Raw genomic sequence first — 15335 nt, 5'->3', positions numbered from 1 at the left:
CTCAATTTCTCCAATCGAATTTGCTCATCGAATAATCCTCTTGATTTTGACATCGAAAAAGTTTTAGTCCAGGACAATAATTCTTTGTAAAACATTGCATCGTACCTTAGGTTTTTAGAGATGCCCTTAAGGCATACTGACCAGAGGGTGTAGCATTTCCGGTTCCAATTTTTCCTTCCCATGTTCCTTCGATTGTAAATGGTGGAGGTGTGTTGTCCTTTTTGCAGGCAACAAAAGAAGCTGTTAGTAATAAAGCTACAGCAAGGCTCCTAATGATTTTCATTTTTCTAAGGTTTAAAAGGTTAATGTTGTTGATCGCATCAAAATCGTTTTGTAAAACGTGGCCTCAGGAAATACTGAGTGCTTCGTTGACAATATTGCGTGGTTGAATGACCCGATCGAATTTTTAGTATAAATGCTTTTTGCTGATCAAAAACTAGTCAGCTTTCTGCATCTGCCATGTACCGCCATTTGTCGCACTATTGCCATAGCCCCAATCGCCGAGAAGCTTTCCTGTTTCTTTGTAAAAAGCAGCGATGATGGAGTATTCACTTCCGCTGGTCCATTTGTAATGAGCAGTAAGGATATTATTTTCCATTTCCCAGGTGCCCTGGCCAAGCTTTTGCCCGGAAGCATTTAGTTCTTCAATAACGCCACCGGCTTTAATGTTCAAGCTGTAGTAGAAGCTATTGCCGGAAGCCTGATTAACATAAGTGCCTTCCCAGCGGCCCTCAATCGTTTCTGATTGCTTAGATTGCTTACTTGTCTTGTCTTTACTGCAGGAGATAAATCCAGTCAATGCAATAGCACTGACAAGAATAATTCTTGAAATTTTCATGTTGGAATGTTTAATGCCTGCCTGTCGGCAGACAGGGTTAATGATTAATGAAAGCGTAAAGCTATTGTCAAAGTGGGATCGGAAACTAGTGGATCTGTGTAGTTGGTGATTTTATTGAGCCGTTTGCAGACTGCATTTTTACAAATAAAAAAAGCGGCCCGCAACCGAACCGCCAACTCAACACCGTCCCTATTAGTATTTTGCAAAGCAACACCGTTGCTATTGAATGTTGTAAAAATTTGTACCGTAAAATTAGAAAAGCTTTCCCCGAAATAAAACATTCGTTGAGTAGATTGCCAAATTACTTATGTGGTTGACAAAAAAACAAGCAGGGGATACTAAAACTTTGAAAACTGGTCCATAAATTCCTGTCTTTTACTCCTGGAAATACTAATGTTGGCGCCATCGTCCATAATGAGATAGCCTCCTTCACCCCGAACATATTTCCTGATGTGATTCAGATTGATGAGATATGAGTTATGAATGCGGAAAAAGTCAGGGCCGCTCAACGCTTCATCAATATCTTTCAACACTTTTGACACCAAAATTTTCTTACCTCCCACCAATACCACGCTGGTATAGTTGCTTTCTGCCTGGCAATAAAGAATTTCGTTAGTGGGAACAAAGATCATTCCGTCCCCTGTTGTCAGGGCAATACGCTGTACAGGGGGCTTGGCGGTTTGTTTGATATTTTGAAAAAGCAATTCGATCTGTTCCTTAGAAGGCGACGACCTCCTCTCTTCAATGCGGCGGATTGTTTCTTTCAGGTCATCGGGGTCAACCGGTTTTAAAAGATAATTTAGAGCACTATATTTAAACGCCTTAATCGCAAACTGATCGTAAGCGGTACAAAAAACAACATCGAAAAACAATTTATCAAATTGCTCCAGCATGTCGAATCCATTCATATGTGGCATTTCAATATCCAGAAAAACGAGGTCAGGCCTGTACTTGTTGATCGCCTCAATTCCTTTGCTGGCCGCATTACACATGGCATCGATCTGTACCTGGGGGCAATAGGTTTTAAGCAGCCATTCCATCATTTCGAGGCTATTACTTTCATCGTCAATTAATATACACCGTATCATATCTATTTTTTTGAGTTTATTTTTTTAATCCGTACTGTATCATCAACCAGCTGTCATTATACTGGAATTTTTAAAATGACCTTTGTTCCTGCCGCCCCGCTTTTCCCGTTTTCCAAATCGATTATTTCTACACTCGCATTTAACTGGGCATGTTTGTTGAGAAGGGTCAACCTGTTTTCCGTTAATTGCATTCCCAGTGATTTTCTGGAAGTAGCTGTTTTACTTCTTAATTCCTTTGCTTTTTCCCTGCCGACGCCATTATCTTCAATGGTACATTGCAGCATGGACTCGCCGGCCATGGCTACCCTGATGCTGAGGTGACCATTGTTTTCTTTGTGCAACAGGCCATGCCATATTGCATTCTCCACGTAGGGTTGGATGATTAGCGGCGGTAATTCGATGGTATCGGGGCCAAGGTTGGGCTCAACCTTTATCTCATAGGTAAACTTTCTGTCAAACCGCAATGCCTCCATTTCTATATACAGCTTCAATGCTTCCAGTTCATTGGTGAGCACAACATTTTTGCAATTGGAGTTATCCAGGATAAGGCGAATCAGTTTGGCAAACTTGGTAAGATATAAAGAAGCGGTTGTCTGATCACTCTTAACAATATACCTGTTTATGGAATTTAAGCAGTTGAAAATAAAATGGGGATTCATTTGTGCCCTTAATGCCTGCATTTCCACTTCTGTCATTTTTTGTTGAGTACTCATTAATTTTCGCTGTGCCTCTTTTTTGTCTTCTTCTGCCCTGGCTCTGACAATCTTATTGGCGCACAAGGACGCAATAGTGGTAAGAATCGACAAATGCTTTTGAGTAAAAAACCTTTTTTTTGAGTGCTCGCAATCAATCACTCCCAAAACTTTTCCATTATAAATGATTGGTACACTGATTTCAGAAAACCTTTGCTCATCATCCACAATATACCGGCCATCCTTAGATGTGTCGTTCACGATCTCCGCCTTTCCACTTTGCGCTACACTGCCAACAATTCCTTCACCAAGTTTCAATACGATTGGACTGGTGATTTCAAATTGTAACGGACTTTTGGGACCGTGCGCAGCCGTTTGAACAAGTATATTTTTTTCCTCATCCAATAAATAAACAACGCAATCTTCGAAATGAAGCCGGCCTATACAGTTTCTTGCAACATCCCAAAGAATATCCTCTTCTGTTTGTTGCTCAGAAAGGCTGGAAGCAAAGTAATTGATCGCCTGTTCGGTTTCTATTTCTTCCCGCTGCTCCTCAATTTTTTTATTCCGGTTGGAAACGACCCAATAGATGGTACCAATCAACAAAGAAATAAAGGCGCCTATAAACCACCAGCGTTGCCATATGGGAGGAATGACCGAAAGGTTTATTTTGTTGGCGACGTTAACCCAGGTTCAGCCATCAAGACTAGCTTTGACGTTGAAAGTATAATCGCCTGCTGGCAGTGATGAATAACGTGCCTGCCGTGTATCAATGCCGGTTTGCCATTCTTTATCGTAACCTTCCAGCTTATATTGGTATTGGATATTTCGGGATCCTTTCAGGTTAATGGCGGAAAAACGGAAAATAATATTGTTATTGTCATACTTGAGCGAAAGGTCATTATGACTGTAAAGATTGATAACGGAATCCTGCATTTCCGCCTGGTAAATCGTCAGTTTTAAATCTGCCGGCCTTGTAATCATTTGGTCTGGTGAAAAGTAATTAATACCGGCTCTTCCGCCCCAGAATAATTCACCCGATTTGGTTTTTAAAACACTTCCCATTCTAAACCCCTCTGACGAAAGCCCGGAATTTTCATCAAAATATTTCATAGCTCCCTTTTCAGGATCAAAGCGGATAATACATTTGGTATTGGCGATCCAGATCTTACCCTGGTTATCCTGGGTAATCCCCTCACAATAATCATATTTTAAACCATTCGTTTTGTTGTAGGTAGTTACTTTGCCATTGTCAATGATGCTAAAGCCCTTGAGTGTGCCGACATATATTCGTTCCTTATCATCCTGGAAAAGGGTGTAGCACAGATTGGAGGCGAGTCCCTGATTTTCAGTTATGCTGTCCAAGCGGTTCTCCTTTTGATTATAATGATATATTCCTTTAAAGGTGGCTATCCACATATTGCCCCTTTTATCTTCCAGGAATGAGTTTATTCTAAACCCATGAACCTTCTTTAAAAGAGGATGACTAGTATATGTTTTTATTTTTAAACTGGAGGGATCTATTGTATAAAATCCGGCGCTGGTACCAGCCCAAATGGCGCCATCTGACGCTGCGTAGAGACTGAAGATATAATCACTTTTTACAGCATTACTTAAGGATGTATCCCGGGGAATTTTTTTAAACTGGCCTGATGTTTCATTTAATATGGCAATGCCATCGCCTAAAGCACTTACCCATACACGGCCAAACTTATCGATACATAAAGAACGAATTTCTACATTCTGTGAACCGGTCCAGATCGGCGCAGCGTAGTAATAAAAAAACTGAGTTGTATTTTTTCCCCGGTCCCAGCGAATGAGTCTTTCCAATGCGCCTATCCATAGGACATCATTCGTACCCTCTTTAATCTCGGAGATATAACTATCATAAAAATTTCCGTGCTGGTCATTAAATATGCGGACATAACTGGCTTGCCTGTTAAAAATATTCGCCACGCTAACTCCCGCTGTATTAGTGCCCACTACAATATCACCGTTATTTGCACCTAAAACCCGCCAGATGAGGTTGGCGCCAACCGAATTAGATTCAATGGGATTGTGTTTATAATGGGAAAAAATTCCGTTTCTATCGATAATCACCAGTCCTGCATAATCGGTTGAAACAAGAAGATTACCATTCGCCGCTGGTCTTACTTCCGTAATAGTAGAGTTTACCTTTTTCTTATTGAGCTCACTTGTAAGCTGGTACTCTTTTACAATCTTATTTTTTTGAATATCGACGATCTGAACTTTGCCGTGTTGTAATCCTACCGCCAATTCATGATCGCTATAACGGCATAAACTAAAAACGGCTTTAAAGGGCTGTTGATAAGTAATTTTTTTATTGGCATAATCTACCAGTAGTATCAGGCTGTCCGTGGCATAAATAATCTGGTTATCATCGAATGGCTCTGCATCATGAAACCGCTCATACCTGAGTTGTGGCGGTATCCAATCAATCTTTTCCCATTTTTTGGTTACTGCATTAAAAAAAAACTGGCCAAGGCTGGTATAAATAACCGGGCCCAGCGCCTTTGTATCCATAATGGTTCGGCAACCAAATTTCGTAACGGAGTCGTTCAAAACTAACCGCTGAAAGTCCCTGTTTTCATCCAGATAAGTAACACCGTCGTATGTACCTAGCCACAACCTGTTGCGGCTATCGCAGGTTAAATGAATAACATTATTAGAAGCCATCTCGGGATAGCTTTCTTTTTTAAACGTATTGACGCTATAACCATCGTACACATTTAAACCGTCAATCGTTCCTATCCACAAAAACCCCTTTTTATCAATGACTACTGAGCGAACATTATTTTCTGATAGCCCGTCTGAAGTATTTATGTTATTAAAAGAAAGTGACTGAGATCCTGTTTTACCGGGCACTAAAAAACAAAAGCTTAAAAAAAGAAGGATTTTTTTATGGTGATGAAGATCCAAAAACAGGGGCTTTTATGCCTTCCATAAAATTAACCTATTTGGTAACCGCCTGCAAAAACATTGAGTCAGCGGCAGAATCATTGAGTCAGTGGTTGAGGGAGTTAAGATCAAGCGTCACGATTACTCTTCCACCAGCGATAGCCGATATAGCCAATGATAAGAAAAGGGGCAAATGCCAGGTAAAGTATGGCTCCGTTGAGCCCCTTGGCAGGACCTTCACCCAACTGCTGGGCCGTCTTCGTACAGATCGAGCATTGAGCAGTAGCTGATCCTTCGATTAAAAAAAGCAAACAAAAAATAAAAAAACCAACCAATAACCCCTTTGTCATGACGACTCTGTTTGAAGCAAAATTACTGAACAGAAGACTATAATGCGGACCCAGCAAACTTTAATTATGAGATACAGGAAATATTTGTGAGAACTATATAAAGAAAAAAATAATTTGTATTTTTCTTTATATGAAATCCGGAACATATCCTCTACTTTCCCCTGCAGCAAAACAAAAGCTGACCGGATTTGCACTACTTCTTTTATTTGGCCTCATAAATTCAACATTGTACTCCCAAAACACTTCGATTAGTGGCGTGGTAAACAGCTATTTCAGCGTTACTGAAATCGTACCCTCTAAAGCTTGTGTTCGTGTTACAAATCCTTCGGGTTTAAACTATAATGATAAAGTGATGTTGATCCAAATGAAAGGAGCATCAATTAATACCAACGCCAATTCAAGTTCATTTGGTGACACCACAAGTCTTAACAATGCTGGTAATTATGAAATCGGAAAAGTTTGTACCGTAATAGGCGATTCTGTTTTTCTCATTTACATGTTATTAAACCAATACACTATATCGGGCAAAGTGCAGTTGGTTAAAATACCCCAATATGTTTCTGCGACTGTAGTTGATACATTGAAAGCGGCCCCCTGGGATAATGCAACTGGCATTGGAGGGGTTTTAGCCGTGAGTGTAGCGGAAGATCTTGTATTAAATGAGCCAATATCAGCAGACTCTGCCGGATTCAAAGGAGGTGAGTTTTTATTAAGTAGTGGCGATTGTTCGGATTTCTCTCCCGCAAATGATTATGCTTATAATGCTAATGATTTGAGTCCTCAAGACGGAGCATTCAAGGGCGAAGGCGTAGCAACAGTAGCAGCCTCCATTAGCGGTGGCAGAGGCGCACCTGCAAGTGGTGGTGGTGGTGGCAATAATCACAACAACAGTGGAGGCGGTGGGGCTAACCTGTCGGCGGGTGGAATTGGAGGTGGAAATTCAAGTTCTGCTGGCTGCGAAATCTCAATGCCGGGAAGAGCTGGAAAAGCGTTGGGCAACTATAGCGGAACAAAAGTATTTCTGGGTGGCGGAGGTGGTGCCGGTCATACTAATAATGGCTTCAGTAATTCGCGGGGTGGTGGTCATGGTGGAGGCATTATTTTTATTGAAGCAAAAAATCTTGTGGGAAATAGTAAAAAAATCAGTGCCGATGGCCAAACAGGCGGACCTTCAAGAGGTGATGGCGCCGGCGGTGGCGGTGCGGCAGGCACCTTGCTCATGGACGTTACCAACTATGTTGGTTCTGTGACCATTGAGGCAAATGGGGGAAATGGAGGAGCTTCGGATGACGGCGTAATTAATGGCCGATGCTATGGTGGCGGTGGTGGCGGAAGCGGTGGCGCAATTTATTTTTCGGGATCAGGCCCGGCATCAGGAGTTACAACCACGGCCGGAAATGGAGGAGTCGAATCGCGACGCTCGGCTACTTGTGTTACAGCTGTTCCAGGAGTTGCAGGAACTGTTGGCCAGATTTCTACCAGCTATGCATACTTCAGTTCAACTGTACTTATCAGTAACTATTGCACATTATTGCTCCCGGTTGAAATAGTTTATTTCAAAACCCGCTATATTAATAATCAAGTCCAATTGAGCTGGCAGGTAGCTCAACCCGATATTGTAGAAACTTATATTATCGAACGATCGACCGATGGTTACAACTGGATTGCTATCAATCAACAGCGGGCAATTGAAACCATCTCAACTTATAAAGACTTAGATCTGTCTCCAAAGACAGGAGTAAATTATTACAGACTAAAAATAATCGAACATAGCGGCGCAATAACCTACTCTGTCATTCAAAAAGTTTATACCGATCTACCAGCAAACAGAGTTAATGTTTATCCCAATCCCGCTAAAAACAAACTCTATATCACCGGCGATGTTTCTACTGTTCACAATATCTGGCTGCTGGACGTTTCTGGAAAATTACTTTGGCAAAAAAATATCACTCCATCACCAGTTAGCCTTGAAGTTGACTTACCCGTTCTGCCTGCCGGCATTTACCTTCTGAAAATTGGGGATGCGCTGAAAAAACTATCAATCTACTGAGATGCAATTATAAACAAACAGAGCCGGTTCGAACGAACCGGCTCTTATATTTTTTCATGTAACAAATTTATACTGCTTCAGCACTCATCTTTTTGCTTTGTTTCAATCTTTCGTTTTCATCCAGGATCACCTTACGCATACGAATGAAATTAGGCGTCACTTCTATGCACTCATCCTGCTGAATATATTCCATACACTCTTCCAGGGTCATCAACGTTTTTGGAGCGATACGGGTAGCATCATCACTACCGCTTGCACGGTGGTTGGTTAATTTTTTTCCTTCCGTTGCATTTACCACCAGGTCACCTGGTTTTATGTTTTCTGCAATGATCTGACCTGCATACACTTCCTCACCCGGATCTACGAAAAAGGTACCCCTGTCTTGTAATTTATCAATAGAATAACCGGTCGTTTTCTCTGTGTTCTTTGAAAGCAGAACACCATTATTTCTTCCGGGGATCGGTCCTTTCCAAGGTTTATATTCACTAAAGCGATGGGCCATTACCGCTTCACCCGTAGTAGCAGTCAGCATTTGCGTACGAAGACCGATCAAACCTCTTGAAGGAATATCAAACTCCAGGTGTTGCATTTCACCCTTTGTTTCCATCACCAGCATTTCACCTTTTTTGCGGCTTACCAGGTCAATTACTTTGCTGGCAAATTCCTGCGGCACATCCACCACCAGCGTTTCATAAGGCTCACATTTTTTGCCATCAACCTCTTTTACAATTACCTGAGGTTGACCTACAGTCAATTCATAACCCTCACGGCGCATGGTTTCAATCAATACACCCAAATGAAGAATACCCCGACCGTAAACAACCAGGCTATCACCTTCCTCACTATCCATTACTTTCAGCGCCAGGTTTTTTTCGGTTTCTTTCATCAACCTGTCACGCAGGTGACGGCTGGTTACAAACTTTCCATCCTTACCAAAAAACGGAGAATTGTTTACAGAAAACAACATGTTCATTGTCGGCTCATCTACACTAATAACCGGTAATGCTTCGGGATTCTCCGCATCCGCAATAGTGTCACCGATATTAAAATCTTCAATTCCAACCACTGCGCAAAGATCACCCGCCAACACTTCAGTCACTTTCTTTTTGCCCATTCCTTCAAACACATATAATTCTCTCACCCTCATTTTTTTGACTGATCCATCTGCCTGGAGCAAAGCGATCGGCTGATTCTCCTTTATCGAACCGCGACTCACTTTTCCTACCGCTATACGACCGAGGAAAGAAGAATAATCCAGCGACGTGATCTGCATTTGCAAAGGTCCTTCATTCACTTTCGGGGCTGGTACGTACTTTAATATACCATCCAATAGAGGATTGATGTTATCAATTTGCGTCAATGAATCATTGAACCAGCCATTTTTTCCCGAGCCATAATAAGTAGGGAAATCAAGCTGTTCTTCCGATGCATCCAGGTTAAAGAATAACTCGAACACAGCATCATGTACTTCATCGGGGCGGCAGTTTGGCTTGTCTACTTTATTGATAACCACAATTGGTTTCAGACTTAGTTGTAAAGCTTTTTGCAACACAAAGCGGGTTTGTGGCATTGGCCCCTCAAAGGCATCCACCAACAGGATCACACCATCGGCCATTTTCAACACCCTTTCTACTTCTCCACCGAAGTCGGCGTGACCCGGCGTGTCGATTACGTTAATTTTTACGTCTTTATAGGTAACCGAAGCATTTTTACTAAAAATGGTGATGCCGCGTTCACGTTCCAAGTCATTGCTGTCCATGATCAACTCACCGGTTTCCTGGTTGTCACGAAAAACCTTGGTCGCATGTAATATCTTATCAACCAATGTAGTTTTACCGTGGTCAACGTGTGCAATGATGGCGATGTTTCTTATTTCCATGTTTGAAGTTTTGAGCCTTGCAGTAAAACACTCATGTTTAAACCTTCATAAGTGACGACAGAAGCCCTTTTTTTTGAGGCTGCAAAGCTACATCAATAAAACGGGGGGAGCAAACGAAACGAATAATTAATAAGGGCTTAACCTGTTAAAAACAGGGTTTTAATGTAGTTTTATAAAAATAGCTCCGATGAAATTTGTTAAATGGCTAGGGCTCATTCTATTACTGTTGATCATCGTCTACTTTCTTGGACCGCGGCCGCAGCTTCCAAAGTATAATAATCATCTTCCGGCGATTCCTTCCAGCCCTTCGGCAATTGAACAATATATTGCGAACCAGGAATCAAAGCATACTTTAAAACCTGACAATGAGGCCAGGATCGTGTGGTTTAATGATTCAACAAAGAGCAAAACAGATTATGCGGTCGTCTATCTCCATGGATTTTCAGCCAGCCAGGAAGAAGGTGATCCTGTCCATCAACAATTTGCCAAAACATTTGGCTGCAACCTTTATTTATCCCGGCTTGCAGAACATGGCATAGATACTACTGAAACGATGGTGAGCCTGACTGCAGATAAACTCTGGAATTCCGCTAAAGAAGCTTACGCCATAGGTAAGCAATTAGGGAAAAAAGTAATCCTTATAGGTACTTCTACCGGCGGTACTTTAGCACTGAAACTGGCAGCGGAGTATCCTGAAATTTTCGGCCTTATATTACTTTCTCCCAATATAGCTATTAATGATCCGCTTGCCTGGGTAGCAAACAACCATTGGGGATTGCAGATAGCCCGGTTGGTAAAAGGTAAATACAATATTACCGATGACTCTGCAGCTCTTGAAAAACAATATTGGTATAATAAATACAGGATGGAATCCATAACAGAAATGCAGGAGCTGCTGGAAACAACGATGAAGGCATCAGTATTTGAAAAAATAAAACAACCTGTATTATTGCTGTACTATTATAAAGATGAGGAACACCAGGATAAGACAGTAAAAGTATCAGCCATGAAAAGAATGTTCAGGCAACTGGGCACTCCCGACAGTTTAAAAAAAGAAGTAACAGTACCCAATGCGGGTGAGCATGTTATTGGCTCTTATATAAAATCGAAAGATGTGAAAACCGTATCAGATGAATGTGAAAAATTTGCGACAGAAGTTCTCCACATGACAGCTCATTAATATTTTTTCTTTTCAGAGTGCTGTTATTTTTGCCAAAATCAAACAACAGATGTCCGAGCTGCTCGTTATCAAACAATCCGGGAATACACTCTCAAAAAAACAATTGGAATTTAATAAGCTCATTCTCTCTTTGGAAAAAAGGAGAAATGACCTGCAGGCATTGGAAGCCCTTTTTAGAAAAATGGTTGCCGGTTATGAAGAAAAACTACATCTCTATAAAAAAGAATTCGCCGATGTTAGTTTTGAGCTTATAAAACTTCTCGACGCACATTTTGAGTCTGGCAAACTGAAGAAGGTCCAGCAGGACAAAACAGCGCAGATGATACTGAATATAACCGGCTTAGTAGATGCGGGTGAAAATCTGGATGCAGTAAAGCGGATAGCTTCCAAATACATGGCCTTTCAACAAAAAGGTATGAGTGAAGAAGAAAAGCTTATGGGAAGAGAAATGCTGAAAAGTATGTTTTCTTCCGCCTTTGGCGTTGATGTGGATGATGAAGACATCGACCTGTCCAATTTTTCGCAAATGGGCGAAAAGCTCCAAAGTAAACTGGCGGAAGAAATAAACGAGCGGCGCAAAGAAAATTTTTCGAATTCCAAACACAAATCCTATAACGGCAATAATAAAAAGCTGGCGGAAAAAGCCGAATTGCTTCGCAAAAGCTGGAAGATGCTCTATACGCAATTGGTCAGAAAGCTTCATCCTGACATTGAGCCGGACGATAACTTGCGGATTGAGAAAACCGAAAAATTAAAAAAGGTAACAGCCGCATACGAACACAACGACTTTTACACCCTTCTTCATTTATACCAGCAGGAAATAGGTTTTCACGCTGTTGATGAAAAGGATCATAAATTAAAAAATGACCATGTATTGAGTGACTATATCGGTATCCTGAAAAAACAGGATACAGAACTACGGGATAAAATAGGTGCCATAAAATGGGAAGCTGAAAATATGAACATGGGATTTATAACCCGCAAAAATGCCTGGCCCCTGTTTGAACAATTCATTCTGCGGGAGCAGATGTATCTCACTGCTCAAATAAGCGACACAAAAAAAGATATTAACGATTTCGCCGACATAGGTGCATTTAAAAAAATATTGGGAACTATACAAACACATCAACTCCTGCCAGTGGAGAATCCGTTTTTTTTCGGTGACGAAATCGATGGGATGGACGATGATTTTTTTGAAGATTTTTTCGCTGAAAAAAAACCGGGGAGGCGGGACAAAAGAAGGTAGAAGGAGTAAACACCGTTTTTGGATAAATTGGAAAATTTGGAAAAGAAATTTTGCATCTTTCACCTTCAACTGTCAATCCCTGATCAAACCCTGACATAAATCTTCTTCCTGTCCATTATATATCCAATCAGCCAGCACAGTAGCATAAAACTTACCGCAAAAAGAAAAGAGCCAAAATACATGCCGGTATGGCTGAAAATATTTTCAAAGATCCATTGATACAAAGGCTGATAATTTTCACCAACACCAAAAAACCATAAAAGTATTACCAACAACTCTGACACCAGGTAAATAAACAAGGGGTTTCTTCCAAATACCTCAAAGAAATAGGCCCATTTTCTTTTTTGTAAAAAGTCGGTGATATAGATCAGGACAGCGAGTACAACACAGTCAATACCTACTGTAACCAACACGAAGCTGCCGGTCCATAATTTCTTATTGATAGGAAAAAAGGGATTCCATAACAGGGCCAATGCTATCGCCAGAAACCCGGCCAGCAATAACTTGGTTAAACCTTCATATTCTTTTCCCTTCAACTGTAGCCATCGGCCGGCATACCAGCCCAACGTTACGTTTGCAATTGAAGGAAGCGTACCTAAAATCCCTTCGGGATCAAAAGCCACCCCTCTACGATGATAGAGATGGTCAGAGCCCAGCAACCACAGATCCAGTTTTGTTCCGGCGTTGGTCAACATATTATAAGGATCACCAACTTCACCAAACAATAACAAAATGAACCAATAAGCCAATAAGAAAGCAATGGACAAGCCAAATACTTGTCTTGGTTTTAAATAATAAACCATCAAAGAAGCAAAGCAATAGCCGAGTGCAATACGCTGCAGCACACCCATCACTCTTGTATGATTAAATGGATTGCCAATGATTTGATGCTGATCGTTATAATGAACAAAGGGAAACCAATACATCAGGAAGCCCAGCAGGAAAATGATCAATGTTCTTTTAAATATTTTTGCCAGCACCTGCCTTTGTGAAAGTTTTTCCCATTTTGTCATTGCGAACGCCATGGCATTACCCACCGCAAACATAAAAGAAGGAAACACAAGATCGGTCGGCGTAAACCCATGCCACTCGGCATGTTGGAGCGGAGCATAGGTAGTTGCACCATTTCCGGCTGTATTAACGATGATCATAAAACAAACCGTCATGCCACGGAAGATGTCAAGAGCCAGGAAACGTTGCGAAGGCTTATTCATAAGCAGAAGTTACTTCCCAATATAATTAATAATTTGATGCAGGCCCTGTATTAAAATTCTCCTCATTTTTTGGTACGATGATGGTTAGCTAGATAACTTTGTTGGCGTACCTGTCAGTAAACCTTCACACTATGGATTCATCCCGCTGGTCCAGGCGAAACATATTAAAGCGATTTGGCATTAGCATCGGTACTAGTTTTTTCCCATTTTCCCTTTGGGCAAAAAATGAAACGGGTGAGCCCCTTATTCTTCCCGATAATCCGCTTTATAAACAATTAGCAAAACCGGTTACAGCTATTGTATTAGGCGCAGGTGCCAGGGGAAACGTATATGGCGACTACGCCATTGAATATCCCGAGCAATTAAAGATTGTTGGTGTGGCAGATCCTAACCAGCTGCGAAATGAACATTTTGCTGTGAAACATAATATTTCCCGGACCAATTGTTTCAGCAACTGGAAAGAGGTTTTTTCGAAGCAAAAATTTGCTGATGCCGTCATCATCAGTACACCGGATCAATTGCATTATGAACCTTGCATGGAAGCTTTGCGGCAAGGCTATGATGTGTTGCTGGAAAAACCTATTTCACCCAGTGAAAAGGAATGTCGTGATATTTTAGAACTGACTAAAAAAACCGGCCGTATTGTTGCCGTGTGCCATGTACTGCGATATGCACCGTATTTTATTAAATTAAGAGAATTGATTCAATCCGGAACTATAGGTGATATTATCAGCCTGCAGCACTTGGAACCGATCGATCATGTACACATGAGTCATTCTTATGTTCGCGGCAATTGGCACAATAGCAAGGAAACAACACCCATCATTCTTGCCAAATCATGCCATGATCTTGATGTTTTGAAATGGATGCTGGGAAAAGATTCAAAAAAAATACAGGCCTTTGGTAATTTAAAATGGTTTAAAAAAGAAAATGCGCCACAAGGCAGCAAGGAACGATGTACAGATGGTTGCGCTATTGAAAACAAATGTCCTTATTCCGCATTGAAAATTTATTACCGTGAAAGACAAAGAACATATGTCTTTGACCTGCCAAAAGAAAAGAAAAAGCAAGATGCCGCTATTTTGAACTATTTAAAAACTACCAACTACGGACGCTGCGTGTATCGGATGGAAAATGATCAATGCGATCATTATACTACCAATATCTTGTTTGATGATGGTATCACGGCCACATTCAATATGGAGGCCTTTACACCATGGGGCGGCCGTCGCACCCGGGTAATGGGAAGCATGGGCTACCTGGAAGGCGATATGAACCAATTTAAGATATATGACTTTCGCACCAATAAATCCAAGATCTATCATACCAAAACAAACGAAGTCAACAACTATAAAAATGAAGGACATGGTGGTGGCGACTGGCGTATGGTATCGGATTGGATACAAGCGGTAGCACAGCATAACCCCAACTTGTTAACCTCCACTATTGATGCTTCCATTGAGAGCCATATCATGTGTTTTATGGCGGAGGAAAGCCGCCTTCATCATAAAGTGATGGACATTAAAATGTAAAAGAACTTACCTGCATTCAAAAAGTTGATTAAATAAATAAAGACCGGGGATGCCGGCCTTTATCAAATGATCTTACTCAACAGAGCTCAATTTTTTGTCTTCACAGGTATGGATCTATAATAAGATATTGGAAAATCAATTGGTTTTTTCAGCGGAAGGATGGATACGTGATCAACAATACAAAGGTGGTTCACGATTTTTCTTTATTCAAATGATTGGCGCAAAAAATTTACTTTTTACCAGTAAAATGGTAATTCTCCGAAAGCAACTTATCGCCATTTTACGAATTATAGGTGCTTATACAACGATTTCCCGTTTACACCAAAGCCTTTGTCAGGATGATCGTT

Annotated in this window: 12 protein-coding genes; 4 read left to right on the top strand and 8 right to left on the bottom strand. The window is 41.1% G+C overall.

The annotated features are described in order from the left end of the window. Positions 1 to 106 precede the first annotated feature (106 nt). From P2W73_RS13480 to P2W73_RS13455, 6 genes are all read right to left on the bottom strand, one after another. Complete coding sequence (locus P2W73_RS13480; protein WP_276502579.1) at positions 107 to 283, bottom strand: hypothetical protein; 177 nt, start codon at positions 281 to 283, stop codon at positions 107 to 109. Between the two features lie 153 nt (positions 284 to 436). After that, the gene (locus P2W73_RS13475) at positions 437 to 838 is read right to left on the bottom strand and encodes a hypothetical protein (RefSeq protein WP_276502578.1); all 402 of its coding nucleotides are present in this window, start codon (positions 836 to 838) and stop codon (positions 437 to 439) included. A gap of 338 nt (positions 839 to 1176) precedes the next feature. Beyond that, entirely contained in the window at positions 1177 to 1926 is a 750-nt protein-coding gene (locus P2W73_RS13470) for a LytR/AlgR family response regulator transcription factor (RefSeq protein WP_276502577.1), read from the bottom strand. A 56-nt stretch (positions 1927 to 1982) separates the two neighbouring features. Further along, positions 1983 to 3224, bottom strand: a complete 1242-nt coding sequence (locus tag P2W73_RS13465) for a histidine kinase (RefSeq protein WP_276502576.1) — start codon at positions 3222 to 3224, stop codon at positions 1983 to 1985. A gap of 87 nt (positions 3225 to 3311) precedes the next feature. After that, positions 3312 to 5504: a ligand-binding sensor domain-containing protein gene (locus P2W73_RS13460; RefSeq protein WP_276502574.1), complete on the bottom strand. Its 2193-nt coding sequence runs from the start codon at positions 5502 to 5504 to the stop codon at positions 3312 to 3314. Between the two features lie 161 nt (positions 5505 to 5665). Beyond that, entirely contained in the window at positions 5666 to 5887 is a 222-nt protein-coding gene (locus P2W73_RS13455) for a hypothetical protein (protein ID WP_276502573.1), read from the bottom strand. Between the two features lie 130 nt (positions 5888 to 6017). Between P2W73_RS13455 and P2W73_RS13450 the strand changes: the two genes are divergently transcribed. Then, positions 6018 to 7937: a T9SS type A sorting domain-containing protein gene (locus tag P2W73_RS13450; RefSeq protein ID WP_276502572.1), complete on the top strand. Its 1920-nt coding sequence runs from the start codon at positions 6018 to 6020 to the stop codon at positions 7935 to 7937. A 67-nt stretch (positions 7938 to 8004) separates the two neighbouring features. On the opposite strand, the gene typA is transcribed toward P2W73_RS13450, so the two are convergent. Then, positions 8005 to 9816 (bottom strand): translational GTPase TypA, encoded by a 1812-nt coding sequence (typA, locus tag P2W73_RS13445; protein ID WP_276502571.1) that lies wholly within the window; start codon positions 9814 to 9816, stop codon positions 8005 to 8007. 187 nt (positions 9817 to 10003) lie between these two features. On the opposite strand from typA, the gene P2W73_RS13440 reads away from it, so the two are divergent. Next, entirely contained in the window at positions 10004 to 10996 is a 993-nt protein-coding gene (locus P2W73_RS13440; protein WP_276502570.1) for an alpha/beta hydrolase, read from the top strand. A 49-nt stretch (positions 10997 to 11045) separates the two neighbouring features. After that, positions 11046 to 12242, top strand: a complete 1197-nt coding sequence (locus tag P2W73_RS13435) for a hypothetical protein (RefSeq protein ID WP_276502569.1) — start codon at positions 11046 to 11048, stop codon at positions 12240 to 12242. A gap of 83 nt (positions 12243 to 12325) precedes the next feature. Here the strand turns inward: P2W73_RS13435 and P2W73_RS13430 are convergent, their stop codons facing one another. Beyond that, positions 12326 to 13456: an acyltransferase family protein gene (locus P2W73_RS13430; RefSeq protein WP_276502568.1), complete on the bottom strand. Its 1131-nt coding sequence runs from the start codon at positions 13454 to 13456 to the stop codon at positions 12326 to 12328. A gap of 131 nt (positions 13457 to 13587) precedes the next feature. Between P2W73_RS13430 and P2W73_RS13425 the strand changes: the two genes are divergently transcribed. Beyond that, positions 13588 to 14988, top strand: a complete 1401-nt coding sequence (locus P2W73_RS13425; protein WP_276502567.1) for a Gfo/Idh/MocA family protein — start codon at positions 13588 to 13590, stop codon at positions 14986 to 14988. Positions 14989 to 15335 lie beyond the last annotated feature (347 nt).

Origin of the sequence: Terrimonas pollutisoli (assembly GCF_029360765.1) — a bacterium.
Taxonomy (GTDB): Bacteria; Bacteroidota; Bacteroidia; order Chitinophagales; family Chitinophagaceae; genus Terrimonas_B; species Terrimonas_B pollutisoli.
Note: the sequence above shows the minus strand (reverse complement) of the source record. Positions and strands in the feature narration are given on the sequence as shown.

Excerpts from the sequence above, each read along its gene's own strand:
- P2W73_RS13480 (WP_276502579.1), bottom strand. The coding sequence starts at position 283 with ATGAAAATCATTAGGAGCCTTGCTGTAGCTTTATTACTAACAGCTTCT.
- P2W73_RS13475 (WP_276502578.1), bottom strand. The coding sequence starts at position 838 with ATGAAAATTTCAAGAATTATTCTTGTCAGTGCTATTGCATTGACTGGA.
- P2W73_RS13470 (WP_276502577.1), bottom strand. The coding sequence starts at position 1,926 with ATGATACGGTGTATATTAATTGACGATGAAAGTAATAGCCTCGAAATG.
- P2W73_RS13455 (WP_276502573.1), bottom strand. The coding sequence starts at position 5,887 with ATGACAAAGGGGTTATTGGTTGGTTTTTTTATTTTTTGTTTGCTTTTT.
- P2W73_RS13450 (WP_276502572.1), top strand. The coding sequence starts at position 6,018 with ATGAAATCCGGAACATATCCTCTACTTTCCCCTGCAGCAAAACAAAAG.
- typA (WP_276502571.1), bottom strand. The coding sequence starts at position 9,816 with ATGGAAATAAGAAACATCGCCATCATTGCACACGTTGACCACGGTAAA.
- P2W73_RS13440 (WP_276502570.1), top strand. The coding sequence starts at position 10,004 with ATGAAATTTGTTAAATGGCTAGGGCTCATTCTATTACTGTTGATCATC.
- P2W73_RS13435 (WP_276502569.1), top strand. The coding sequence starts at position 11,046 with ATGTCCGAGCTGCTCGTTATCAAACAATCCGGGAATACACTCTCAAAA.
- P2W73_RS13430 (WP_276502568.1), bottom strand. The coding sequence starts at position 13,456 with ATGAATAAGCCTTCGCAACGTTTCCTGGCTCTTGACATCTTCCGTGGC.
- P2W73_RS13425 (WP_276502567.1), top strand. The coding sequence starts at position 13,588 with ATGGATTCATCCCGCTGGTCCAGGCGAAACATATTAAAGCGATTTGGC.